The organism is Methylobacterium sp. CB376 (genome assembly GCF_029714205.1).
In the GTDB taxonomy this organism is placed as follows: domain Bacteria; phylum Pseudomonadota; class Alphaproteobacteria; order Rhizobiales; family Beijerinckiaceae; genus Methylobacterium.
In genome coordinates this window covers 2,806,701-2,831,382 of sequence record NZ_CP121648.1, presented here as the reverse complement: position 1 = coordinate 2,831,382, position 24,682 = coordinate 2,806,701, and the positions used below count along the sequence as shown (strand labels likewise).

At 65.5% G+C, this 24,682-nt stretch carries 13 protein-coding genes, 1 tRNA gene and 6 pseudogenes; 7 read left to right on the top strand and 13 right to left on the bottom strand.

What is annotated here, in order from left to right:
• The first annotated feature begins 196 nt into the window (after nt 1-196).
• Nucleotides 197-496, top strand: coding sequence for a hypothetical protein (locus QA634_RS12785; RefSeq protein WP_012332377.1), 300 nt, complete (start codon nt 197-199; stop codon nt 494-496).
• A 420-nt stretch (nt 497-916) separates the two neighbouring features.
• On the opposite strand, the pseudogene QA634_RS12780 reads toward QA634_RS12785, so the two are convergent.
• Nucleotides 917-1,669: pseudogene (locus QA634_RS12780) on the bottom strand (IS6 family transposase).
• Between the two features lie 1,096 nt (nt 1,670-2,765).
• Between QA634_RS12780 and QA634_RS12775 the strand changes: the two are divergent.
• On the top strand, nt 2,766-3,197 hold the full coding sequence (locus QA634_RS12775; RefSeq protein WP_018260911.1) for a universal stress protein: 432 nt from the start codon (nt 2,766-2,768) through the stop codon (nt 3,195-3,197).
• A gap of 1,851 nt (nt 3,198-5,048) precedes the next feature.
• Here QA634_RS12775 and QA634_RS12770 read toward each other — a convergent pair.
• Nucleotides 5,049-5,270, bottom strand: a complete 222-nt coding sequence (locus QA634_RS12770) for a hypothetical protein (protein ID WP_150108639.1) — start codon at nt 5,268-5,270, stop codon at nt 5,049-5,051.
• Between the two features lie 35 nt (nt 5,271-5,305).
• On the opposite strand from QA634_RS12770, the gene QA634_RS12765 reads away from it, so the two are divergent.
• A complete protein-coding gene (locus tag QA634_RS12765; RefSeq protein ID WP_150108638.1) occupies nt 5,306-6,133 on the top strand; it encodes an integrase in 828 nt (275 codons plus the stop codon).
• 251 nt (nt 6,134-6,384) lie between these two features.
• The gene (locus tag QA634_RS12760) at nt 6,385-7,347 is read left to right on the top strand and encodes an IS481-like element ISMtsp15 family transposase (RefSeq protein WP_012332374.1); all 963 of its coding nucleotides are present in this window, start codon (nt 6,385-6,387) and stop codon (nt 7,345-7,347) included.
• Here the strand turns inward: QA634_RS12760 and QA634_RS12755 are convergent.
• Entirely contained in the window at nt 7,286-8,731 is a 1,446-nt protein-coding gene (locus QA634_RS12755) for an IS30-like element ISMtsp4 family transposase (RefSeq protein ID WP_012332373.1), read from the bottom strand. The two genes, QA634_RS12760 and QA634_RS12755, sit on opposite strands and share 62 nt — an antisense overlap.
• Nucleotides 8,732-9,116: 385 nt before the next feature.
• Nucleotides 9,117-10,115, bottom strand: coding sequence for an IS110-like element ISMtsp7 family transposase (locus tag QA634_RS12750; RefSeq protein WP_012331380.1), 999 nt, complete (start codon nt 10,113-10,115; stop codon nt 9,117-9,119).
• A 60-nt stretch (nt 10,116-10,175) separates the two neighbouring features.
• Here QA634_RS12750 and QA634_RS35850 point away from each other — a divergent pair.
• A pseudogene (locus tag QA634_RS35850) lies at nt 10,176-10,370 on the top strand (integrase core domain-containing protein); the annotation flags it as partial.
• A 264-nt stretch (nt 10,371-10,634) separates the two neighbouring features.
• On the opposite strand, the pseudogene QA634_RS12740 reads toward QA634_RS35850, so the two are convergent.
• The 5 genes and pseudogenes from QA634_RS12740 to QA634_RS12720 all read right to left on the bottom strand — a co-directional run.
• Nucleotides 10,635-11,045: pseudogene (locus tag QA634_RS12740) on the bottom strand (IS256 family transposase); the annotation flags it as partial.
• 157 nt (nt 11,046-11,202) lie between these two features.
• Nucleotides 11,203-11,576: pseudogene (locus QA634_RS12735) on the bottom strand (transposase); the annotation flags it as partial.
• A gap of 84 nt (nt 11,577-11,660) precedes the next feature.
• Complete coding sequence (locus tag QA634_RS12730) at nt 11,661-14,753, bottom strand: DUF5801 repeats-in-toxin domain-containing protein (protein ID WP_283027500.1); 3,093 nt, start codon at nt 14,751-14,753, stop codon at nt 11,661-11,663.
• 410 nt (nt 14,754-15,163) lie between these two features.
• Nucleotides 15,164-16,474 (bottom strand): HlyD family type I secretion periplasmic adaptor subunit, encoded by a 1,311-nt coding sequence (locus QA634_RS12725; RefSeq protein ID WP_043701147.1) that lies wholly within the window; start codon nt 16,472-16,474, stop codon nt 15,164-15,166.
• Nucleotides 16,474-18,219: a type I secretion system permease/ATPase gene (locus QA634_RS12720; protein ID WP_012332369.1), complete on the bottom strand. Its 1,746-nt coding sequence runs from the start codon at nt 18,217-18,219 to the stop codon at nt 16,474-16,476. Before QA634_RS12720 ends, QA634_RS12725 begins: the two co-directional genes overlap by 1 nt.
• A gap of 748 nt (nt 18,220-18,967) precedes the next feature.
• Between QA634_RS12720 and QA634_RS12715 the strand changes: the two are divergent.
• A pseudogene (locus QA634_RS12715) lies at nt 18,968-19,237 on the top strand (transposase); the annotation flags it as partial.
• 237 nt (nt 19,238-19,474) lie between these two features.
• Here QA634_RS12715 and QA634_RS12710 read toward each other — a convergent pair.
• Nucleotides 19,475-20,488 (bottom strand): IS110-like element ISMtsp9 family transposase, encoded by a 1,014-nt coding sequence (locus tag QA634_RS12710; RefSeq protein WP_012332367.1) that lies wholly within the window; start codon nt 20,486-20,488, stop codon nt 19,475-19,477.
• Nucleotides 20,489-20,690: 202 nt separating this feature from the next.
• On the opposite strand from QA634_RS12710, the pseudogene QA634_RS12705 reads away from it, so the two are divergent.
• Nucleotides 20,691-22,073: pseudogene (locus QA634_RS12705) on the top strand (IS1182-like element ISMtsp10 family transposase); the annotation flags it as partial.
• A gap of 42 nt (nt 22,074-22,115) precedes the next feature.
• Here the strand turns inward: QA634_RS12705 and QA634_RS12700 are convergent.
• The 3 genes from QA634_RS12700 to trpB all read right to left on the bottom strand — a co-directional run bounded on the left by QA634_RS12700 (nt 22,116) and on the right by trpB (nt 24,641).
• On the bottom strand, nt 22,116-22,328 hold the full coding sequence (locus tag QA634_RS12700; RefSeq protein WP_043701145.1) for a hypothetical protein: 213 nt from the start codon (nt 22,326-22,328) through the stop codon (nt 22,116-22,118).
• A gap of 874 nt (nt 22,329-23,202) precedes the next feature.
• Nucleotides 23,203-23,279: transfer RNA gene (locus QA634_RS12695), tRNA-Met, on the bottom strand.
• 141 nt (nt 23,280-23,420) lie between these two features.
• Complete coding sequence (gene trpB, locus QA634_RS12690) at nt 23,421-24,641, bottom strand: tryptophan synthase subunit beta (RefSeq protein ID WP_012332366.1); 1,221 nt, start codon at nt 24,639-24,641, stop codon at nt 23,421-23,423.
• Nucleotides 24,642-24,682 lie beyond the last annotated feature (41 nt).

Genomic DNA, 24,682 nt, shown 5'->3' with positions numbered 1-24,682 from the left:
AGCCGGGCAGGCCGAGGAGATCCCGCAGATCAAGGGTGTCGTGCATCGGTAGGCGGGAGGCGATCAAGCGCCGTCGCCGTCGGGTCGAGGCCGAACCTCGCTCGGCTTGGCCGCGGGAGGGCCGCTACAGGTAGGAGGCCGACGCAGAACGATGCATGATCGTCCGATCGCGTCGGTCACGAGGGCCACACCGTCGATGAGCCTGCGGTCCCAGTACGAGCAAGCCGTGCGCGACTTGCGCGAGCACGCGGCTGAGATGCGCCGCCGCGGCGCCTCCGCCGAGGCCATCGCACGGGCGATGCACGCGGAGCGCAGGCGACTGGCCTCCCTGTTCAAGGAGCAGACCCCCGAGCCGCACCGGACCCGCATCTACGAGCGCACGCTGAGGGTCTACGGGAACGAGATCGGCCCCTCGATCGAGTCCCTGCGCGCGATGGGCAAATCGTGGGAGGCGATCATCGAGAGCGCGACGCGTCCGGGGCTGCCCGTCGAGTGAGGGACCTGAGCAGGAGGATGCAGGGCGGGGGCGAGAGCGACGACCAAGCTCGGGCCTCACGGAGCACAACTCGAAGGCCCGATGTGGAGCGTGCACGGCGCTACCGCGTCTTCGTGCGGCCCGCGCCGGAAGCGCGCGGCGGACCAGTCGCCGCTCCCGAACCGCATGTGCAGTGCCTAGACGGGCGCCGCCTTGATCGAGCTGCGGCCACGAGGCGGTGATCGGCACTGACCGCTTCCCGACCGACCTGCCGCCGCTGGGTGATCGAGACGTCCTTGAGCAGGCCGTCCATTGAGGCCCGGGCGTGCGGTCCGGTCGGGAAGCCGTCCATCATGATGTGCGGGTGGCCCTCGCCCGAGCCCGCCGGGGCTTGCCGCAAACGCGGGCTCGGGCCGCAGAAGGGGCTCCGCCGACCCGCTTTCACGCTTTGTTCGCGACGGAAAGACCAAAGCAGCTGGCGAGGAGCTGGTTCTGCTCGCGGACGGTCCACGCGCCCGCGAACCCGAAGTCCTTGCGCAGCCACAGCATCGCCTCGAAGCCCTGGATTGTGCGCCGGGCCGTGCGGAACGGCCGGAACCCGGCCATCCGCGGCATCGCCCGCTTGACCCGGAAGTGGTGGCTCTCGATCCCCTGTCGCAGGTGCTTGGTGACGTGGTGGGTCGGCATGCGCCGCAGCAGGCCCTCCTTGCGGCTCTCGGCGATCGCCGGCGGGTACGGGCCAGCGCCATTGGTGCGGATGCGGTCGGGCGCGAGAAGCGGCTGATCCTGCAGCATCTTGCGGAGGAAGCGCTTGGCCGCATCCAGGTCGCGGTTGGCGGTGAGCGGGGAGTCGACCGCCTGCCCGTGCTGGTCGATGGCCCGGTACAGGTATCGCCACTGGCCCCGCACCTTGATGTCGGTCTCGTCGACGCGCACGGAGCCGGAGTGCGGTTTGCGGAACCGGCGCAGGCGGCGCTTGATGGCCGGCGCGGAGGCGAGCACCCGGCGATTGATGGTGGAGTGGTCGACCGTGAGGCCCCTCTCCAGGAGCATCTCCCCGATGTCGCGGTAGCCGAGCGCGTAGCGCAGCTACCAAGAAACGGCCTGCACGCTCAGGGTGGCCTCGAAATGCCGGCCCCGGAAGTCGCCACGCGCCGGGTGCTTAAGCTTGAGGGCGAGGGAATTCAAGATCATGGGCCGGCTCCGGGGCGGAGGCGGCAAGCTGGGCGGGTATGCCTAACGACCCGTGAACGGCTGCGGACGCGTTTGCGGCAGGCCCAGCGGGTGGGCTGAGGGTCCCCCCCTCTGGCGCTTCTTTGTGCCCGAAGAGAGCCGGGGGCCGCGCTTCAGGCAGGGTCGGAAGATGGCCGCGGCCCGCGGGTGGTGCCTCCAAGGCGACGTCGAGGGGCCAGGAGGCGGTCACACCCGAAGCGTGCCCCTGGATGAGCCGATACGTCTGTCACCCACGCTCAACGCGACTGGAGGCGAGTGCGGGCCGGGTCCTCGTAGCGGCCGAGGACCCGGCCCGCTGCTCGACTCCGGGCGTGCGCTCCCGGAGCGAGCGACGGAAGACTAGCACAGTCGAGGCGGCGGCCCGCTCGCGATCCGCGCGAAACCTTCGGAACACTGTACGGATGCCCCATAACGCGCACCAGAATATGGGATTATACGAATGAACCGCCTTCTCGCGCGCGAGATTGAGCCCGCAGCTAGTAGCCGTGGCGGCGGTTAACACGCCGGGCCGTTCTTCGAGCCGACCGATGCGCAACTCCGGCTCTGGTCACCGCCTTGATGACCAATCCGTCGGACACCTCACATGTTGCAATTCCAGCCGAAGAACTGCTGAGTGGGGTTGCTTTTGCTCCGCTCCCTAGTCCAAGCACGAGCGCCGCGACGATAGATAATCCTGCAAGTTTCAGATACTGCATTGTCATCTCCCTTGCTTCGTCGCTACCCCGGAGATGGGCACCGCCGTCCCACTATTTATGTTTCCTATGTGCGCCGCTTGATCCATCGGGACTCGGCCATTGCTTTAGCTTGCTCGGTCCCTCCCAACCGTGCCGGACTCTTCTCGTGAGGCGCGTCCTCGTCCCGTACTCAGACTTATGCGAATGGGTGGAGCTGTCCGCCCTGATCGAGGCTCGAAAGGCCCCCTGAAGCCTCAGAAACGGCCCAGGAAGCTCAACTCTACAACTCAGTCGTCCCTACTGCTATAAGCCGGAACGGGCCCTACGGGTCGGCCCCGAACGACCGCGCGAGGGTGACTCGCGGAATGCTGGGAGAGATCCCGATGTACCAGCACATCCTTGTCCCGACTGACGGGACGTCGATTTCCGCCTCGGCCGTAAAGAACGCCGTGTCGCTCGCCAAGACTGTCGGTGCAAAGGTGACGGTGCTCACGGTAGTCGCGCGGTTCCCGGCATTGCCTTTGGGGGCCTCAAACCCATACGTGGATGAGTTCACGCGCCATGCACATGCCGACGCCGATCGTCGTCTCACAGAGGCCGAGCAGGAAGCCAAGCGGGTCGGTGTCTCTTGCGAGGTCGTGAAAGTCGAGGACCGGCAACCGTATGAGGCCATCATCGAAACCGCCGAGGCCCGCGGCTGTGACCTCATCGCCATGGCCTCGCATGGCCGTCGTGGCTTTTCTGCCCTCGTTATTGGCAGCGAGACCATGAAGGTTCTCACGCACTCCAAATTGCCCGTTTTAATCTACCGCTGACCGTCCGCGCCTCATCAAAGGCCGCCAGGGTTGATCCTCTCGGCGCGATCACGCTGGCCTGAGAGGACCAAGTCCAACTTGGGGCGACAGATCCTTGGGGCGACAGATCCTTGGGGCGACAGATCAATGGGCGCCTATGAACGTCTTAGCCCGCCCGGTCCCCGCCGTGGCGGGCTCTTCTCGTCCCATGCTCGCCCTTATGCGAATGGCACGGCCTCGCGCGGCGAGCGGATCACGGCCGCGAGTTGCGGCCAGTCGATCCGGTAGAGGCCGCGGTGATCGGGGCGGATTGGCACGGCTTACACGACATCCGATTGATGGCTTCGCCATCTCCCATTTCGGCCATGCGGATGTCGGCTTCGCTCAAGCGCCGCGCGGGCGTGTCACACGTCTTCCGGAAGATCACTTCCGGAAAACGTGTTGCGAGTGCTTGCGCCGACGTTTGCGGGGCGCTGCGGTCCTAGGCTCACTGGCGGGGCGCTGCGGTCCTTGCCTCATAGGACGCGATTGCCGAACGACACGCCGGGCTCAGGCTTTCCCTCTTGCTCAGGAGGCACGCCCTCACCCGTCCCGGATACGGGATGTGCTTGCCGCAGAGGCTTATCGCGTCTGGCGTGCAGGCGCGCTGCTCCGCCAGCGTACCCATGTCCAGCGGCACCGCTGGAGAGGCCAGCGCCAGGACGGACAGCCCAATGCTGACGGCGATTAACTTAACGGTCATGACCCCTCACCCGCCACATTCTGACGTTCATCTTTGTAGAAATTTATTTTTCGCTCCGCCGCGGCGTCGTTCTGACAAGACGACTGTAGATCATCATCATGCCAAGCTGGGGTGCTCTGTCGCACTCCGACAAAGCCCAGAGCAGCAGCCTCTGTTTTGACGCTAGCTGATGTGACGGTTGGGGGGTTGCGCAGCCTCGTGGGAGCATAGTGCCGTCTCGTGGGCCGGTGCAGGGCACGACGGCGCAGGAGAAGCCCGCGGTGATACTGCCAAGCGCCGTGCCGGCAGCTTGATGACGGTTGCCGCTGGGCACTTCGCATCAGGCACCGACACTTCTCCGAAGCTCCTTCAGGGCTGCCTCAAGTGGCGAAGCGGTCTCCGCCCGATTCTGCTCGCCCATAAGCAGGAGGCTTCCGCCTAGGCTTTGCTTTTGGGCGAGCTGGGGCAGCGGTCGAGCCTCCCCGAAAACGGGGAGGTGGGGGCGGCTTCGGGTGGGCGATGGATCGGCGAGCAGGTGCCGGGGCTCCACGAGCTTCAGCGATCATGAGACGAGGGACGTTGTAGACGACGTCCCGTATTCTCGATCGGAGCAAATATCAGTTGCTCCAAATCCCCTTGCCGCCACCACTGCCAGAGCTTTGCGACCCTTCCGGAGCCGTTAGTTCTTCAAATCTCCTTATGTATGGTGTCGTATTCGGCGTCAGGCATCCGCTTCCGCGGATCGCCCCGCCAGCCACTGCCTCAAGCTGTTCTTCCGAAAGCTCCGCGTCTCGCATAGGAGCGAGATCCTCGACCGGCGAGCCACTACCTTGAGAAGGAGTCTTGGCCTGAGACATGGTCATCTCCCGAGCTTGTCATCGGTCTGAGAAGGTATGAATTCGGGCGCGACGGCCCGACTTCAGCTCGCGGGCGGATCTGGACCGTCGCCTTGCCGTGCCGAGCCTTCGCCGTGCCGAGCCTTTGCCGTGCCGAGCCTCAGGCGCAGCGTGAAAAGGCCGCCCCGCACGGGTGGGACGGCCCGAGGTCTACGAGGCAAAGCCCCGCCGCGCCATCAACGCCGCGGGGCATCCGCGGTGTGTGCCGCTTCATGCGGTCAGGCTCTCCAGCCCGCGCGGCATTGTCCGCGATAACTATCTCGGTATGGAATTGATGAAGTATATAAGCCCATAGACGCCGTTGAATCCGCCCGGCTTGTAATTCTGCGTGGCTTCCGATCCAAATTTAACTTGAAGTGCACCGCCTACTACTGCGTCTAAATCATCGTCTTTAATCTGCTCGGCAAGGTGCGCGTTCTGCTCTTTAGCAACCTGATGTGCTTCGGTGCTGTGGAAGGAGTCTTTGGAAACGCGCATTTTTCACTCCTCGGCGTAAATTTGTTGCGACGGACATGACGGTAAACATCGTTGCGTTGAACTGGTGTGCTCTCCCGCACCAGCCTTCACCTTGCCAGAAGATCTTCGGCTACCTGCGCCCGATCGCAGACACGGCGCTGGCCCGCTTCAATCGCCCCCTGGTGGTGCGCATCCGGGACAAGGCGGCCGAGAGCAAGGGCCGGCGATTCGGCAACGACGTGAGGGCGGTCCTCTCCATCCTGTTCGGCTGGGGCTCGGAGCGCGGCCACCTCGCCGACAACCCGGCGGCCGGGATCAAGGACATCCGCCAAAAGCGGGGCGCGCCGGAGCGCAACCGGCCCTGGTCCGACGAGGACCGCCACGCCGTCCTCGATGCGATGCCGCCGCACATGGCGCCTGCCCTCACCCTGCCCCGCAGCTTCTATCGCGCGGGCGAGATCGCGACGCGGCGGGCCAAGACAGGCGAGCCAGTGTTCTGGCCCGTCCCGAGCCCGCTGGCGGCGATCCTCGACGTGGCGCCCCAGCACAGTGCCACGCCCCCGTGGACCAGCTCGGCAGGCACGCCGTGGACCCTCAACGGCTTCCGGGCCTCGCGGCGACAGATCCGAATGCGCTTGGAGAAGGCGGGCACGGTCGGGCCGGGCCTGACGCTCGACGGCTTGCGGCACACCGTGGCCGTGATCCTGCGGGAAATCCGCCACGACGAGCGCACGATCGCGGACGCGCTTGGCCAGAAGACGCTCGAGATGGCGCGCCACGACGCGAAGGGCGCGGAGCTGCGCCCGAAGATGCGCGGGGTGGTCACGGGTTTCGACGCCGAGGTGAACAGGCGGCGAACCGGTGTTGTCGAACCCGGCAACTGAAACTGTCAAACCCGGCCACGGGACCGGGTTCAATGGAGGAAAGATATGATAAATCAGAAACTTAAGTGGTAGCGGAGGAGGGACTCGAACCCCCGACACAAGGATTATGTGTGAGGTTCGGCGACATCGTTTCAATCTCGCCGTCCGCGCTCCCGGCCGATCTGGCATTCCGATTGCTGCTTCTGCTGTGGAGCTGTGGGCAGCGCGGCACGCGCTGTCCATCAGATCCCCAGCCAACGCGAGACACGGCCATGGATCTGACGAAGGCGCGTCTGGGATGGATTGAACTCTATGCCCAGACCGGCGACGCCGGCCTCGTTTGCCGCCGCTGCGGCATCTCACGCCCGACGTTGCGCAAGTGGTGGCGGAGGTATCAGGCCGCTGGTCCAGCTGGGCTGGTGGAACACAGCCGCCGTCCGCGACGCTTGGCAGCTCAGAAGGTGTTTGCAGAGCACGAGACGCTGATCCTCAGCCTCCGACGCGACCGCAAGCTCGGGATCAAGCAGCTCCGCAATGAGCTCGTCCGTCAGCACGATCTGACGCTGTCGCTCGACACCATCCATCGCGTGCTCGTCCGTCACGGCGAGCAAGTGCTCAAGCGACCGCGGCGGCGCGTCAGAGGGAAGCTCCGCTATAGTCGACCCGTGCCGGGCGATCGGGTGCAGATGGACGTCTGCAAAATCTGCCCGGGTGTGTACCAGTACACCGCCATAGATGACTGCTCGCGCTACGCCGTGTTGGGGATCTATCCACGCCGGACCGCCGCGAACACTCTCGATTTTCTCGACCGCGTGATCGAGGAGATGCCGTTTGCCATTCAGCGGATCCAGACCGACCGCGGACGCGAATTCTTTGCCGAGGCTGTGCAGCAGCGGCTGATCGACTGGGGCATCAAGTTCCGCCCGATCCCGCCACGATCGCCCCATCTGAATGGCAAGGTCGAGCGCAGCCATCGCGCCGCTCTTGAGGAGTTCTGGACCACTGTGGATCCGAAATCCGCGGACATCGCCGACCGCGTGGCCGAGTGGCAGCATCACTGGAACTGGAGCCGCCCCCATTCGGCGCTTGATGGCGCATCTCCCATCGACCGGGTGGCTGAACGCTCGGACCAGACGCCGCTCCGAGAAGAGGTGGAAGCCCTCTTCGACCCCGCTAAAGCGCGCATCCGTCATCCGGACTACCGCATCGATCAGGCCTTGGCCGCGGTGAAATGATCTCCCCAGACCCTACAGCCAGCACAGCGTCGAGCGCCTCTGCCGGCGTCTTCCAGTTCAGCGTCTTGCGCGGTCTGCTGTTGAGGGCTGCGGCCACAGCAGCAAGATCGTTCGCGCTGTGGGCGCTCAGATCCGTTCCTTTCGGGAAGTACTGTCGCAGTAACCCGTTCGTATTCTCGTTCGTCCCCCGCTGCCAGGGTGAGCGTGGATCGCAGAAGTAGACCTGCAGACCCGCGTCGATCCGCAAGCGCGCGTGCTCGGCCATCTCGGTACCCTGGTCCCAGGTCAACGAGCGCCGCAGCTGCTCGGGCAAGCGCGCGATCGTGCCGGCGATCGCCTCGCGCACCGCCTGGGCCCCGTGCCCCGCCAGCGCCGGGCCGTTCTTCGCACGCGGTGTCACCCCATGGCCGTCCATCGGCGGAAGATGCAGCAGCATCGTAAAGCGCGTCGTGCGCTCGACCAGGGTCCCGATCGCCGAACTCTTCAGACCCAGGATCAGATCTCCTTCCCAGTGCCCCGGCACCGCGCGGTCCTCCACCTCGGGCGGACGCTCGCTGATGAGCACCTCGGGGGTGACGAACGACCTGCCTCGGCCCAGGCTGCGGGCCCGCGGCACACGCAAAGCCCGTCCTGTGCGAAGACACGCGGTCAGCTCACGCTTCAGCGCGCCCCGGCCCTGGATGTAGAGCGCCTGATAGATCGCCTCGTGACTGATGCGCATCGTCGTATCGCCCGGAAAGTCGAGCCGTAGGCGCTCGGCGATCTGCTGCGGACTCCAGGATCGACCCCATCGCCGGCTCTGGCGTCGCCCGTGCCGCCGTCCCTTCCAGGCAACGCTAGGGCCAGGCAGAGCGCTCCCGCCCGGTGTCGCGACAGTTCCGGCGAGCCGCTCCTGCACGTACGTCCGCAGCGCTGCGTTCCCCGCCAGTTTTGCTGGCTTGGGCCGGCGTGCCGCGCGTTCAGCGTGCCACTGCGCGGTCGTGGCGCGATAGTCCAGGCCGCCACTGCGGGTCGCCGCATTGCGGCGCAATTCCCGCGAGATGGTCGACGCCGCCCGTCCCAGACGCCGAGCGACGTCCCGGACCCCGTGACCTTGCGCTTGTAGGATCGCGATCTCCTCCCGCTCAGCCAACGACAGGTAGCGCGCAGAAGGCGACTTGGATGATGGTGACAGGTGGGAAGGTGCCATTCCGCCTGCTGTCCGGAACCACCGCGAGCCGACCGGTGGCGAGATCCCGAGCTTCATCGCTGCGACCTCGCTGGAGAGACCCTGCGCGAGGAACGCCCAGAACCCCCGCCGCGTCTCGCGCAGACCGACCCCGGGACGACCCGGTGACCGCAGCTTCTCGCGAAGTGCCCGATCCGAACGCCGCCGACCTGCCATCACAACCGCCCTCCGCCAAGCCGTTGCGACGACCACTTGAATCCACCCACTAGACTTCGCTGGCCTTTGGCAGCCGCTGCCGCGAGGCAGGGGTGCGGCCCTCGATGGGCTCGGTCGGTGATGCTTACGACAATCTATGGACGCCTCCCGCGGCAAGGTATTCCTCAGCGACGACCACGACCTTGGGTGCGTGAATCTATCCGGCCTGTCGGTGGAGCGATCACGCCCCTGGCCTCGATGGGGTCCGCTTCTTCCGTCCTCATAACGCTAGCGGCCTCGAAGGCCGTGTCGTAGGTCAGGATCGGAAGCGGCGGCCCACGCCGTGTCGCCATCGTCGGTCACCTCGCACGCATCGCCGCTCGCGCGACGATCTCGGTCGCCCGCGTCAGGCGCGGGCGTAATCCTCCTCGCGCCTCAGCATCGCCCAGGCTATCCGCGCGGTCTTGTTGGCCATCGCCACGATCCCCTTGTTGAACCCGCGCCGGTCGATCACCGCCTGGAACCAGCGTGAGCGCGGATCGGTCTTCGTGGCCAGGCGCAAGGCGACCGCGCGGGCGCCGTGCACGAGTTGGCGCCGCAGATAGTGGTTGGCCCGGCGTCCGACGCCCCCGAGGTGCGGCTTGCCGCCGGTGGAGTACTGTCGCGGCACCAAGCCGATCCAGGCCGCGAGTTCGCGCCCTGAGCGGAACTGGCGGGCATCGCCGACGCTGGCCTTGAGGGCGGTGGCGACGACCGGGCCCACGCCAGGCAACGTCATCAGGCGGCGGCAGACGACGTCTTCGCGGCAGATCGCCCGAAGTTGATCGTCGAGCCGCTCAAGCCGCGTCTCCAGGGTCTCCAACTCGTCGAGCAGGGCCGCGAAGGTGGCTCGCGCCATCGGCGACAGTCCCGCCTCGGAAAGTTCCGCCCGCACACGCGCTGGAAAGCGGGCCGCACCCTTCGGGTAGATGAGGCCGTACTCAGCCAGGAGCCCACGGGTATGATTGATCAGGTTCGTGCGTTGCGAGACCAGCCGATCGCGGACGCGATGAAGCGACTGCAGGTCTTGCTGCTCGGTCGACTTCACAGGCACAAACCGCATCGTGGGACGTGAGGCGGCGTCGAAGATCGCCTCGGCGTCGACGGCATCGTTCTTCGAGCCGCGCACGAACGGCTTGACGAAGCGCGGGTTGATCAGCCGAACCTCATGCCCGGCCGCGAGGAAAGCTCGCGCCCAATGATGGGCCGTGGCGCAAGCCTCCATGGCGATCACCTTCGGGGCGAGGCTGGCCACCAGCGCCGGAAGTTTGGTGCGCCCGACGCGCCGGGAGATCACCTGACCATCGGCATCGACGCCGTGAACGTGAAACGACTGCTTGGCCAGATCGATCGCGAGCATCTGCATGGCTCTTCTCCCTCTCGGTCTCGCCCAACCTGGGCGCGGAGCGGGAGGCGTCCATCCCATAACGCACTGTGCGAGAGATTCTTCGCGACGCTGGAGTGCGAGTTGCTCGACCGCCGGCGCTTCGCCTCCCAGGCGCAGGCCCGCATGGCCGTGTTCACCTTCATCGAGGGCTTCTACAACCCCGTGCGCCTGCACTCCGCGCTCGGCTATCGCTCACCCGTCCGCTACGAACAGGAGATGCTCGCTAACCCCTGACCCGCAAGCGTTCCACCGCTCCACCAAAGCGGGTCAACTCCAAACCCACAGACTTTGCCGTATCGAGGCCAACCAGTGTGTTCGTCATCGGGGCGCTCTTTCGATTGAGGTTGAACCAACGCACCGTGATACGTCGCTGCCGCCACGGTCCGTCCACCCCATCTCGCTCTCGATGAGAGATTCTGGCAGGCTCGACACCCGCCTCGATACGCCGCCTTCACGCCGCTCGCGTCACCCAATCTCCCGCATAGCTCTCGTCGATACCTGGCAGAGCCGGCTGACCTGGCTCTTTGACATGCCGGTGCCGCCCATGGCTTGAACGAGATCATCGACCGAGCGGGTCGAGATGCCCTGGATATAGGCCTCCTGGATCACCGCCGTGAGCGCCTTCTCGGCCATACGCCGCAGCTCCAGGAAGGCCGGAAAGTACGAGCTCTTATGCAGCTTCGGGATGCGCAGCTCCACCGTGCCGGCCCGCATCTGCCAGTCCCGGTCACGGTAGCCATTGCGCCGGACCAACCATTCAGCGCTCTTCTCGCCATGGGCCGCCCCGGTCAGGCCGCCCACCTCCAACTCCATCAGCCGCTCGGCGGCAAAGCCGATCATCTCGCGCAGCAGGTCCGCGTCGGCGCTCTTCTCCAGCAGCCCGCGCAGGCTCATCATCTCGTCGGTCATCGGGGGTCTCTCGGGTTCGGGGTTGGCACTCGCAACCCGACCCTACCCGGCAACCGCCGATGACCACCCCGCGAGGAAGCTCGTCCGCTACAGCGCTGTGGAGGGCGTGCGGACGGGCTTCCTCGCTACCGTCGAGCCACACCATCAACAGGGACACGACCGCGCGGTAGGTATTTCGGAACGCGGGGCGAGCGTGTGCGGCGACCCTGCCGGCCATGCTGAAGACTGCCCGCTGGCACGGTCGGCCGCCAGGGATGGGACGGGCGGGCCGGATACCCCCCCGCCCGGGGATGAGGAGCCATGCCAGCCAGGCTCGCAGCGGCTCTGCGGTCAATCCGTCCAAGCTCGGGCATATCGGTGATCGGCACACGGGCAATGCGCCGGCCGCTCCCCGGGATTGAAGAGGATAGTGCGCTCACGGGCCAAGGCCGGATCAGGAGCGATGTGCCGCTCAAGCTCGGCTTCAACCTCGGCGCAAGCCCGCGGCAGGGCCTGGGTGACGGCTCGGCAGCTGTCGACGATCATGGAATCGGGATATAGCTGTCATCCGATCATCCACTCTCTGTCAAGCAGCGGGAAGGCGGTGTTACCCGCCTTCCTGGCATTGTTCTAGACTTAGACGATAAAGGCGTTGCTGATGTTGACGTTGATGTGCTGTGTCGCCGTGGCATCACCGTCCGCGTCCACCAGCGCCAACGAGAAGTCAAGGTTGGCGTTGATTGTACCACTGGTTTGCTGCACGAACCCGATATCGGTGATTTTCAGCACATCGTTATCGGTCGGATCCCAAGCCGTCAGGTTGCTGGTGGCACTGCTGCCGCCATTTGCACCGGTGGCCCCGTTCAGGTCGATGGCGTTACCCGTCAACCCGTTTGCGCTTTGCATGATCTGGATGCCCTGTATTTGATAGGTTTCTCCAGCGACCGTGTAATCGTTCTGCTCAATGATGAGCAGAGCATCATTGTTGTCGAGTGTGAACTCGGTATTGTATGGAGCAGGGATGTTCGCATTACCCTTGATCAGGTCCGAGTTTTGCACATTAACAGCTCTGGTAATCTCATTACCAGCGGCGTTCTTAAGATCAAGGATCAGGATAAGATCCTCGGAACTGCCAATGCCGTCGAACTTTATGACGACGCCGCTGGCAGACGTTGTGGGGTCAAGCCGTTCGGTTCCACCACCCGGGGCGCTCGGATCGACGTCGCTGAGGATGTTCTCTTTGAAGAAACGCATCGTCAGCAGCTCACCTTTCTGTATGGTATCTCCGGCGACGCCATTCGTCGACTGGGTTGCACTCACCCAGTCCTCGTTGACGTTGGTGACCAGCTCGTGAGCACCCTGCGTGAACGAGACGTCAGTCGGCGGCCCACTCGGCGCCCCATCGCCAGTTGAGTTGAAGCCAAACCCGATCTGCTGGGTGACCGAGTTCCCGGTGAACTGAACAAAGAACGGATCTGGGTCGCCGTTCGGCGTCAGCTGCTCTGCGACGATCAGGGGATGTCCCGTGTTGCCGGTAGGCTGCTTGCTAACCAGCTCGCTGGTGTGCAGCACGTCGAAACTGAACCCGTCGATCACGTCGGTCAAGGTGAACGTGTAAGTGCCGGCTACCTTGTCGAAGACAAGCGTACCGCCCGCTGTAGAATCCTGAACACCAGCCGTGAGCGGATCCTTATCGTAATGGAACGAGAAGTTGAAGGTCGCAGATGTAGCGGATTCACTTGTGAGAGTTGCGACCGCTTGGGTGATATTGGGATTCTGGGTGTTATCGACCGTACCGGTGAGCCCGATCTGGATGCCTGGCACGGCCGGGTTGGTATCGACGAAGTCAGAGTGCGTGGCGTCGTAGAACGTAGCGGGATGGCTGTCGTGGCCGATGTCATACCCAAAGGTTCCCGTGGCCGTCTGGCCCACTGCGTTGCCCAGATGCTCCGGGGTTTGGATGCCCGGAGTAGCCGGGTCAGCGTCGAACTGTGCCGTTATCGTTGGGCCGTCATCCAGGAACGACAGGTTCTGGCCGATGTTGAGGGTGGCCGCCTGATGGTCGCCATCCTTGTCGGTGACGGTCGCGGTCAGCTGGACCAGATTGTCCGCGGCCAGCGTCGCGGCATCGTTCGCATCGTTCGCATTGGCATGAACGACCGCCCGTTTCTGATCGAGCGTGACGTTGCCGGACGCGTCGACGCTGACCGTGAACACCAGATCGTTGCCGACCGCGGTGCGGCCTTCCACGACCGAGCCGTTGAGCGACAGGTTGACCGCCTGGTTGGTGGCGGTGTCGACCAGACCCGAGGGACCGGCAATCGCGCTCAGGGCGTAGGTCACGGCTCCGGCGCCGTCGGCGCCGAAGGCCGGGCTGAAGTTGGCCGCAAAGCTCTTCGTATCGTCAGTTGCGAGCACGGTCTCGTCGACGGTGAGCGTCGGCTCCGTGCCGGTCGTCGAGATGCTCGGACCGTCATCATCAAAGTTAATGAAAGAGCCGACCTGTTCAGTGTAGGCGTTAGAGGTTTGCGTCGTGAAATGAAATTCGGTGATGTCGCACCCTTCGTTTGCATCAACTCCCGTAACCGTCAGCCGATCCATGGGGCTGCCGGTGGTGACATCGACGGTGGTGATGTTATCGAGCCCGGTGATGGTGACGACGTTGGTCCCCAGCCCGCTGACGGTGACGTTGCCACTTCCCGTGGCATAGGTACCGTTAGCGGTGATGGGAGACGCAAACCCCGATTGCCCAGTCAGCTTGAGGCTGGTGATCGGCGCGGTCGTGGTCGGGCTACCGTCGTAGAAGTTCAAGCCCTGCTCGTTGCCTTGAACGTTGAAGGCACTGATCTTGATGTCCACCCGCAAATTCGGGTTGGAAGGTGTGATCTGATTGATCGTGAACCCGGCCTGCGTGATCGTCTCGAGATGGCTGCTATACTGGATCTGCGAGGCACTCCCTGCGTGCAAAGTACCGCCGGTCACAAAATCAACCTGGAGCGTTTCTGTCGGATTGATGCTCTGGTTGTCGACGCCGAAGCCCTGCGTACTCACGTTGGGGGTGGCATTGGCCGTCCCGAGGAAGCCTGTCACCAGAATCTGCTTGGACGCGTCATTGGACGAGTCGAGGAGGTAGAACTGATTGATCCCAGGAGGGGCGTTCTGGCCTGAGAAATTGGCCACGCTGGTCCCCGCGACCGAGGCGAACACCTTATCGGTCAGATCGATGCGATCGTCCGGGTTGGTCGCATCCGGATGCAGTAAGGGCACATACTGGACCGTATACAGGTCCGCATTCGTGTTGCTGGTGTTGAGCAGCGCAAACGAGAAGGCGAGCGGCCCGGTCGCAGCGGGCGCGGCGGCTGGGTCGGAGGTGCCGATGACGCCGATCACAACGTTCGCATGGGTTGCGTCTTGGAACAGCCAAACGTAGTTGCCGTCGACCGTCCGAATGCCGCTGTTCACACCCACGGTAGTGGAGAACGCGTTTCCAGCGAGGTTCTGGGACAGAGTGACCGAGGTGATGGTTTCCCCGGCGCTCGCCGTGGCCTGCACGAAGTTGGCCTTGAAGGCGACCTCCGGTGAGGCCAGGCCGCCCGGGCCGTCGAGACCGAGGAGGTAACTCAGCGTGGTGTTGGTGCTGTGGGGCGGCAGAGAAGGGTTGACATCGTTATCTTGAAGGCCAGTGGTCTCGTCAATGATGATGTCTTGGGCCACGAGGTCGAGTGCCATGATGCTCTCCTTCAGATGAGCGGACGTGTGCGGCGCAACTTTACGAACTTGCGCACTGACGCCAGCATATGAGCCAGCATACCGGCTAGAATATTGCTGTTCAGGCAGCAAATATCCGGCTGATCACGGACTTACCATTGAACAAAATATGATCATCATAGTTTATTCCTCCCTGTGGGTGACGATCGGAGTTGGCGGTCGCGATCGTCGTCATCACCAAGTGGACGAAGCCCGGGATTTTTACTAAGTGAAGCTTTCATCTCGTTTTCGCGACCGGCAACGAAAAAACTTCGCCACTCCTTTCAATTTGAAGCTTCACAAGCCGTTTCTTGTTCCAGCTATCTTCTGATTAATGACGTTCTATCATCGACTGTGCTTTGAGTTCGCGCTACGAAGTCGATCGCGACCTGTTACCTCTCGCGCCAAGCTTTCGTGATCTGATCGTGCAGCGGCTTGGTCAGATACGAGAGCACCATGCGCTCGCCGGTCTGGATGAAGCTCTCCACCGGCATGCCCGCCACCAGCTTCAGCCCATCCAGCCGCTCCAGCTCGCCGGCGGCCGGCCGGATCCGCACCGTGTAGAAGCTCGCCCCCGTCTTCTGATCTTGGCTGATGTCCGCCGAGACCACGATCACCTCGCCCTTGAGCTCGGGCGTGGTGCGCTGGTTGAAGGCGGAGAAGCGCAGCACCGCCCGGTGACCGAGCCGGACCTGATCGATGTCCTGCGGCTGGATCCTCGCCTCGACCGTCAGGGCGTCGGAACGCGGCACGATCAGCATCAGCGGCTCGCCCGGGCTGACCACCCCGCCCACCGTGTGGACCGCCAGCTGGTGCACCACCCCGTCCTGCGGCGCCCGGATCTCCACCCGCTTCAACTGGTCCTCGGCCGCGACCCGCTTCTCGACCAGCTCGGCCAGCTTGCCCCGGATCTCCGCCAGCTCCTTGCCCACCTCCGTGCGCAGGTCCTGGTCCACCTGCAGGATCTGCAGCTCGGTCTCGGTCACCTTGCCCTTGGTCTGCGCGATCGCGGACACCAGCGCCCCGCGCTCGCCCTCCAGCCGCGCCGCGTCCCGCTCCAGCGCCGTCACCCGGGTGATCTGGATCAGGTTCTTGGCGAACAGCTCGCGCACGCCCTTCAGCTCCTCGCCGATCAGGCGGATCTCGCGCTGCTTGGCCGTGACCTGGTCGGCCATGCCCTGGATCTGCTCCCGGAGCTGGCCGATGCGCTCCCGCAGCTGCGCCTTCTGGCCCTCGCGGGCCGTGCGCCGGATCGCGAACAGGCGCTCCTCCTCGCCCAGCAGGTCAGTGACCGCCGGCTCGGCCCGGCGCTGGACCAGGTCGGCGGGGAAGCGGACCCCGTCGCGGCCGTCCTGCTCGGCCTTGAGGCGGGCTTGGCGTGCCGTGAACTCGTCCTGGCTCTTGGTGATCACCGCCAGGTTGGCGCGGGTGATGGTCTCGTCCAGGCGCACCAGCACCTCGCCGGCGCGCACCTCCGCCCCGTCGCGCACCCTCAGCTCGCCGACCACGCCGCCGGTGAGGTGCTGCACCTTCTTGACGTTCGTCTCGACCACCAGGGCACCGGGTGCGATCACCGCGCCGGCGAGCTCCGTCGTGGCCGCCCACCCGCCGAGACCGAGGGCGAGCAGGGCGGTCACCGCGCTGCCGCCCAGCATGGCCCGGCGGAGGGAGCGGCTCGTCCGAGGATGTGCGGCGGCCAGCATCAGACGGCTCCTGCTGCCGCGGGCTGGATGAACGCGGGCGCGCTGGCAGGCCTGATCGGCCGCATGATCTGCTCCCTGGGTCCGAAGGCCTGGGCCTGGCCCTGGGACATCACCAGCACATGGTCGAGGGCCGCGAGCGCGCTCGGCCGATGCGCGATGACGATCACGATGCCGCCCCGCTCGCGCACCCCGGCGATGGCCCGCGTGAGCGCCTGCTCGCCCTCGCCGTCGAGGTTGGAGTTCGGCTCGTCGAGCACCACCAGGAACGGCTCGCCGTAGAGGGCGCGGGCCAAGCCGATGCGCTGGCGCTGCCCGCCCGAGAGCGCCATCCCACCCTCGCCGATGCGGGTCTCGTAGCCCTGCGGCAGCCGCACGATCAGCTCGTGCACCCCGGCCTGCTCCGCTGCCCGGATGATCGCCTCGGGGTTCGCACCGGGGTCGAAGCGGGCGATGTTCTGGCCGATGCTGCCCTCGAAGAGCTCGATGTCTTGCGGCAGGTAGCCGATGTGGGGGCCCAGCATCTCGGGCGTCCACTGGTCGAGGCTGGCCCCGTCCAGCCGCACGCTGCCCCGCACCGGCCGCCAGACGCCGACGAGGCCGCGGGCGAGCGACGACTTGCCGGACGCGCTCGGGCCGATGATGCCCAGCCCGCTGCCGGCCGTGAGCGCGAACGAGACGCCGGTCACGACGAGCGATGCAGCCCCGGGCGGCGCGAGGCCGACGCCCTCGACCGAGAGGCTGGCTGCTGGCCTGCGCAGGGCGAGTCTGTCGGCCGGCTCCGGATGAGCGGCCAGCAGCGCGCGCAGCCGCCGCCAGCTCTGGCGAGCGGCCGCGAAGCTCTTCCAGTGCGCGATCACCTGCTCCAGCGGGGCGAGCGCCCGGGCGGAGAGGATGGAGCCAGCGATGATGATACCCGCGCTCGCCTCGCCGTGGATGACGAGGTAGGCACCCAACCCGAGCACGCCCGACTGCAGCATCATGCGGGCGACCTTGGACACGCCCCCGAGACCACCCGCCACATCGCCGGCGCGCTCGTGGCTGTCGAGGTGCTTGCGGTTGATCCCCTCCCAGCCCGCGCCGAGGCGCGGGCTCATGCCCATCGCGGCGATGACCTCGGCGTTGCGGCGGCACACCTCGGCAAGATTGATGCGAGCGGAGGCGTGCTGGGCAGCCTCCTTGACCGGCTTGCGGGTGAGGACCTCGGTGCAGGCGGTGAAGAGCACCAGGACGAGCGCGCCGACCGTGGCGGCGAGCCCGATCAGCGGGTGAAACAGGAAGCAGATGGCGAGGTAGAAGGGCGTCCAGGGGAGGTCGAAGAAGCCGATCGGGCCGCCTCCGGCCAGGAAGCCTCTGACCTGATCGAGGTCGCGCAGGGGCTGCAGGCCGAGAGGGGCCCCGCCGGCTGAGAGCGGCAGGCGAGCGACGAGGGCGAAAACGCGCGGGCTGAGGCGCTCGTCGAGGGAGCGGGCGAGGCGCGAGAGGACGCGACCGCGGAAGAAGTCGAGGGCAGCCTGTCCGGCGTAGAGAGTGGCGGCGAGGGCGGAGAGGGCGATCAGGGTGGGGATGCTGCGGCTCGGGATCACCCGGTCGTAGACCTGCAGCATGTAGAAGGAGCCAGTCAGGTAAAGAACGTTGGCCAAGGCGCTGAACATGACCAGAGCGAACAGCGCTGTGCGGCCTGTGCCAACAGCAGAGATGAGACTCCAATCGCGTTCTGAATGACGATCCGGCGGTCGCACGGCCATCCTCCTGCTCTGATTTCAGTCTATGCTCGTATCTAGCTATATATTATAATTCTATGTAGTAATCGGAGTAATATTTTTAACGTTTTTATATACAGCGTTGCATTACACGACGCAACAATCGCCATCATGTCTGATCGCCATCATGTCTGCTTATGATGAAAGGTTTACCGCCCTGTGCGCTCGCAAGGACTTTCAATCATCACGACTTTGCTATAGCATATCACAATGGCAACGATAGTAATATCATAAAATGATGCTTGAAAGCAAAAATCTCGGGAGTTATACCATCCAGCCTAGTCTTCGACGATAATCAACTTGTCGTTGAACTTGATCTGGGTCTGATCCCACTCTGAGCTTGTGCTTTCAGGCGCATGCATCCGGTGCCGTGTCCGTGTCATGTTGTGGCTCGCGGCGGGCTTGATACCTGAGGCCGTCATCGCCTCCTACAAAGGACATTAGTCCGGCCATCCGACGTCGGAGTTTACCCCGACCTGAGTACTGCGCTTGATCGAGGGGGACACGTCCTCGGTAGTTCGGTGCCGCCACGGCCCGAGCCGGATCCAGCGGGCGAAGGCGCTGTGCAGGGCGGTGAACCGGAGCCTCGCTACGACGACTGGGATTGCCCCAGATCGGTGGCTCTTGCTCACTTTGATATTGGTGGCGAATTCGGCTCGGTTCCTGCGATGAGAGGACGACCGGCGCGGCGCGTTGAGCGACGATGTGGCCCCACGCCAATCAGGAGGGGGGCATGTCGCTCGACGTGAGACGGACGTATGTCGTGCCTGATCAGACGGCGCAGGTGGCGCGGGCGATCTTTCCGAGCGGCAATCCGGTCATGCGCCTCTCCGACGACCTGCATCGCGTCATGGAGGATCACGACTTCGCCGACCTGTTCCCGGCGCGGGGACGACCCGCAGAGGCGCTGGTCCGGCTCGCCCTGGCGACCCTGCTGCAGTTCATGGAAGGGCTGACCGATAGGCAAGCCGCCGACGCGGTCCGCACGCGGATCGACTGGCGACTGTATCGCGGGTCAAGCCTTGGGAGGCGATACGACGGTTTGACCTCTTAGAAACAGGATGGCTGGCCCCGCCCGAGAGGCGTTCCAGCGTCGGGTTGTTCACCGTCGTGTGCGCGTCAAGGCTGGCGCTCCGCGCCATCGCGCGTTGCGCGACAAGGCCTTGACCCGCCCCCGCCGGCGAACGGTCATGAGGCGGAGGGTCGATGCGAGGCATCGACCCTCCGATCAAGCCAGCGATCACGCCAGCGCATGCTGGTGTTGCCCCGTTGTCGCCAGGGGAGCCGTCCCGGACGTCGCCTGACAAGTCACCAGGTCGCTCTGGTCGAAAGTTTTGTTGGCGCGGAGGAGAGCATTCGCCAGGGTCACGACGCGTCGCCCTGTGGCCACGATGGCGAGCTTGGCCGGTTTGCCGGCGTCTCTCATGGCGCGATAGGGTTTTCGGAAAGCGGGACAGGCGCGTGCGGCGACCATGCCGGCCATGTAGAAGGCAGTCCGCAGGCACGGCCGGCCGCCAGCGATGGCATGGCGGCCGGGATGGGCCCCGCTCTGGCTGGGATGAGGAGCCATGCCAGCCAGGCTCGCGGCGGCCTTGCGGTCGAGCCGTCCAAGCTCGGGCATATCGGTGATCAGCACGCCGGCGATGCGCCGGCCGATCCCCGGGATCGAGGTGAGGATGATGCGCTTACGGGCCAAGGCCGGGTCGGCAGCGATGCGCCGGTCGAGCTCGGCTTCAACCTCGGCACAAGTCCGCGTCAGGGCCTCGAGGACGGCCCGGTGGCTGTCGACGATCATCGGATCGAGGGCCTGGGCCAGCCGGGTCTTCTCCATGGCGATCAGCTCGGTGAGCTGGCGCCGGCGCGTCGACAGAGCCTTGAGGGTCACCTGGTCGGCCGTGGGAACCGGGCGCAGAGACTCGCTCATGCGATGAGCAAAGCGGGCGATCAGCGCCGCGTCCAGCCGGTCGGTCTTGGCGATCAGCCCCTCGGCAGTGCGGAAGGCCTTGACCCGTCGCGGATCAATCAGCGCCACCGTGAAGCCGGCGGCAACGAGGGCATGCACGAGAGGCTGAGCGTAAGGACCGATCGCCTCCAGGGCGACGCGAATGACGCCTCGTTGCCGCAAGGCCGCGATCAGGCGCTTGATGCCGGCCGGATTGTTGTCGCAGCGCATCGGCTTGCCGGCAGGATGGAAGCCGAGATCGAGGAAGTGCTTGCCGGCATCGATGCCGGCCACCAGTCCGGGACTGAGCATGGGCGGATCCTGTCCTGTACGCGGGCGTCCGCGCGAGCGGAGCCCCAGCGACTGTTCGGAGGAACGCGACAGGGCATCCGGGATCGTGCCAATCGGCGATCGCGGCACAGGCGTTGCTGAGCTACGCCTGCGTCGGACCGGAAATACCTCAGATCGCCGGACGCCCAAGCCGCACTGAAGCACGGCTCGTCGTCAGGTACAGAAGTACCTGCTGTGCCTGGAACTGGCTGACGCTGGTTTCGACCACACCGTCTTGAGCGAGTTCCGCACGCGCCTTCTCGCGCATGGGGCGGAAAGTCGGCTCTTCGACGCGACGCTCGCACTGGCACGAGGGCGCGGGCTCCTGAAAGGCGGTGGACGTCAGCGCAGCGACTCCACGCACGTCCTTGAAGCGATGCGGACCCTCAGCCGGCTCGAAGTTGTCGGGGAAACACTGCGCCACGCGCTGAACGAACTGGCGACGATCGCGCCCGACTGGCTCCGCACGTGCACGACCCCGACCTGGGTCGAACGCTACGGGCTCCGAGCGAGCGAGTTCCGGCTGCCCAAAAGCCAGGCAGGACGGCAGGCGTGGGCGGTGCAGACTGGGATCGATGGGTTCGCCTTGCTGGCTCTCGCCCCACCCGTCCTGCGTGACGCTGCGGCCCTTGAGACCCTGCGACGGGTCTGGGTGCAGAACTTCCTCCGCGAGGACGGGCCGGAGGGCACCCGTGTCGCATGGCGGACGAACCATCAGCTGCCACCATCGGGTCGATACATCGGCTCGCCGTATGACGGCGAGGCGCGCTCCGCGAGCAAGGGCACGACGGTGTGGAGCGGCTATAAAGTGCATCTGACCGAGACGTGCGACGATGACGCCCCGAACCTGATCACCCACGTCGAGACGACGACCGCCGCGGTCTCGGATGACGCGACGACCTCGACCATCCACGCGACGCTTGCTGCACGGGATCTGCTGCCCAAGATCCACATCGCCGACACCGGCTTCGTGAACGCGGCGCTGTTCGTTGACGCCCAGGCGCGCCACGGGATCGATCTGGTCGGCCCGACGCGGGGTGACCGGCAGTGGCAGGCCCAGGCCGGTGACGGGTTCGCCGCACGGGACTTCGCCATTGACTTCGCTCGGCGGCGGGCGACGTGTCCGGGCGGGAAGGAAAGCCAGAGCTGGACGCCCACGCTCGTCCACGGCACGACACCGGTGATCAAGATCAAGTTCGCGGTCCGCGATTGCCGGGACTGCTCGCTGCGGCCGGACTGCACACGCTCGCGCTCGTCCCGCCGGGCGATCACGATCCGCCCTGAAGCCCAACACGAGGCGTTGCGGGTCAGGCGGGAGCGGGAGAAGACCGCCGACTTCGCAGCCGAGTACGCCCGACGAGCCGGCGTCGAGGGCACGATTGCACAAGGCGTGCGGTCATCTCGGCTGCGGCGAACGCCCGACTTCGGACACGCAAAGACGCACCTGGCTCATCTGATGACGGCAGCGGCGATGAACTTGGTGCGACTACTGCGATGGCTCGCGGACGAACCGAAGGCTCGAACACCAAACTCATCCTTTGCACAGCTGCACTCGCCTGCAGCCTGACTGTGCCGAGCCGAATTCACCACCAATATCACTTTGCGTGGATCACGCGGCGAGGATCATGCGGCGCCTGAGGAGATCGAGGCCTGCTCGTCCGTAGCTTTGGCGCTTGATCAGCTTGAGCCGGGTGACACGCGAGCTGCCTGTCAGCGGCAACCGGATGTCCGCCGGCCGCTCCGGTGTGACGGCCCTCTCGCGGCGGGGCTTGCGGCCCGATCGGATCGGCCTCGTCCGGCGCTCGGCGACGAAGCGATGCACCTGTCGGCTCGTCCCGGGATAGCAGCGCTCCTGGATCTCGCGCCACAGGTCACTGTAGGCGCTACGTTCCTCGGAGTTCCTGTGCTCAGCTGAAAGTGCCCCGCACGATCCCGCGACTCACCGAGCCACACCGCCACGTATGAAGCTTCTTCTCCGCAAGCTGAACGAGAGCGCGCGGTCGGCAGGGCGCTCACTACCCCACGACACACAGGCGGTTCACGGTTACCCGCGCAGCTACCCGGTTCAGCAAATGGACCCTCGTACAGGGCCAAAATCCCGCGTAAGTCATTGGGATATTTGGTGAGCGCGCTGGGACTCGAACCCAGGACCTACAGATTAAAAGTTTGTAGGTCTGAGCGCTCCCACTCTCGCGTGCCAACTTGCTCGCTAAGCAAGCATGAGCGGTAGCCATGCTCATCCAAGCGGCAGACGCGCTGCGCACCCTACCTTGTTAGGTGACAATCTCCGGGGCCGCGGTGGGTACGCCGAGACGCCCGGCCGCAACAGGGAAGATCGAGGGAGCAGAGGTAGTCCAAGCATCCTACCCAGATTCGGATGGCTCCCAAATGCTGACGCCTCGGCCTGAAGCCGGGCCAGGCTCGCGGGCTATAGAGCGCTCCTGAGGCGGTGAGATACAGCTTGGGCAGCCCTGCCCTGCTAGGCGGACGCCCCTTCTCGCGAGCTCTCAAGCCACCATTCGTGTTCCCGATAGGACTCCGTTTTCGTGTTGCATCTGTGTTGCACGGAGCCGCGGCCGCCCGGTTGTAACCCCTTGTAAAATCAAGGGGCGTGTTGAAGCCCATTGCAACACACTCTGGCCAGGGATCGGGCATCAAAAAGCCCGCTAAGTCATTGACCAAGCGGGCTAAACGGGTGGTAGCGGAGGAGGGACTCGAACCCCCGACACAAGGATTATGATTCCTCTGCTCTAACCAGCTGAGCTACTCCGCCGCGGCGGCGCCGGAGGGCTCCAGCGTCGCGGTGGCGCGATATAGGGAGGTCCGGCGCGGCCTGTCAAGGAACCGTCGCGGCTTTCCGAACAGGTCGGCCGCCGCGCCCGGGATCGCCGCCGGGATCCCCGTCCCGGGCGGGTCAGAGGGCGTCGCCGAGGATCTCGGCCACCTGCGGGATGTCCTTGTCGCCCCGGCCCGAGAGGTTGACCACCATCAGGTGGTCGCGCGGCTTCGTCGGCGCGAGTTCGGCCACCTTGGCGAGGGCGTGGGCCGGCTCCAGGGCCGGGATGATGCCCTCCATCAGGGAGCACAGCCGGAAGGCCTCCAGCGTCTCGCTGTCGGTCGCCGACAGGTAGGTCACCCGGCCGACCTCGTGCAGCCACGCGTGCTCCGGGCCGATGCCCGGATAGTCGAGGCCGGCCGAGATCGAGTGCGCGTCCGCGATCTGGCCGTCCTCATTCATCAGCAGGTAGGTGCGGTTGCCGTGCAGCACGCCGGGCTTGCCGCCGGTCAGCGAGGCCGCGTGCAGCCCCGAGGAGACGCCGTGGCCCGCCGCCTCGACCCCGTAGATCTCGATCTCGCGGTCGTCCAGGAAGGGGTGGAACAGGCCCATCGCGTTCGAGCCGCCGCCGATGCAGGCGACCAGGGAATCAGGCAGCCGCCCCTCCTGGGCCAGCATCTGCTCGCGCGTCTCGCGGCCGATCACCGACTGGAAATCCCGCACCATCGCCGGATAGGGGTGCGGGCCCGCCACCGTACCGATGCAGTAGAAGGTGTCGGCGACGTTCGTCACCCAGTCGCGCAGGGCCTCGTTCATCGCGTCCTTGAGGGTGCGGGTGCCCGACTGCACCGGCACCACCTCGGCGCCCAGCATCTTCATGCGGAAGACGTTCGGCTTCTGCCGCTCCACGTCGACCGCGCCCATGTAGACGACGCATTTCAGGCCGAAGCGGGCGCAGAGCGTGGCCGTCGCCACCCCGTGCTGGCCGGCCCCGGTCTCGGCGATGATGCGCGGCTTGCCCATGCGCCGGGCGAGCAGGATCTGGCCCAGCACGTTGTTCACCTTGTGCGAGCCGGTGTGGTTCAGCTCCTCGCGCTTGAAGTAGATCTTGGCGCCGCCGAAATGCGCGGAGAGCCGCTCGGCGAAGTAGAGCGGGCTCGGCCGGCCGACGTAGTGGGTGAGGTAGGCGTTCATCTCGCCCTGGAAGGCCGGGTCGGCCTTGGCTTCCGCGTAGGCCCGCTCCAGTTCGAGGATGTTGGGCATCAGCGTCTCGGCCACGAAGCGGCCGCCGAAGATGCCGAAGCGGCCGCGCTCGTCGGGGCCGGTGCGGAAGGAATTCGGAGTCTGGGGAGCGTTCACGGCTGCCTGTCCTTGGGAGGGCGGGCGGCGCCGGGCTGCCG

Bases quoted from the DNA above. Each gene is read 5' to 3' on its own strand.
- QA634_RS12720 (WP_012332369.1), bottom strand. From the start codon at position 18,219: ATGGCCGTGCGACCGCCGGATCGTCATTCAGAACGCGATTGGAGTCTC.
- QA634_RS12755 (WP_012332373.1), bottom strand. From the start codon at position 8,731: ATGGCAGGTCGGCGGCGTTCGGATCGGGCACTTCGCGAGAAGCTGCGG.
- QA634_RS12770 (WP_150108639.1), bottom strand. From the start codon at position 5,270: ATGCGCGTTTCCAAAGACTCCTTCCACAGCACCGAAGCACATCAGGTT.
- QA634_RS12710 (WP_012332367.1), bottom strand. From the start codon at position 20,488: ATGCTCAGTCCCGGACTGGTGGCCGGCATCGATGCCGGCAAGCACTTC.
- QA634_RS12750 (WP_012331380.1), bottom strand. From the start codon at position 10,115: ATGCAGATGCTCGCGATCGATCTGGCCAAGCAGTCGTTTCACGTTCAC.
- QA634_RS12725 (WP_043701147.1), bottom strand. From the start codon at position 16,474: ATGCTGGCCGCCGCACATCCTCGGACGAGCCGCTCCCTCCGCCGGGCC.
- QA634_RS12775 (WP_018260911.1), top strand. From the start codon at position 2,766: ATGTACCAGCACATCCTTGTCCCGACTGACGGGACGTCGATTTCCGCC.
- QA634_RS12760 (WP_012332374.1), top strand. From the start codon at position 6,385: ATGGATCTGACGAAGGCGCGTCTGGGATGGATTGAACTCTATGCCCAG.
- QA634_RS12730 (WP_283027500.1), bottom strand. From the start codon at position 14,753: ATGGCACTCGACCTCGTGGCCCAAGACATCATCATTGACGAGACCACT.
- QA634_RS12785 (WP_012332377.1), top strand. From the start codon at position 197: ATGAGCCTGCGGTCCCAGTACGAGCAAGCCGTGCGCGACTTGCGCGAG.
- QA634_RS12765 (WP_150108638.1), top strand. From the start codon at position 5,306: ATGACGGTAAACATCGTTGCGTTGAACTGGTGTGCTCTCCCGCACCAG.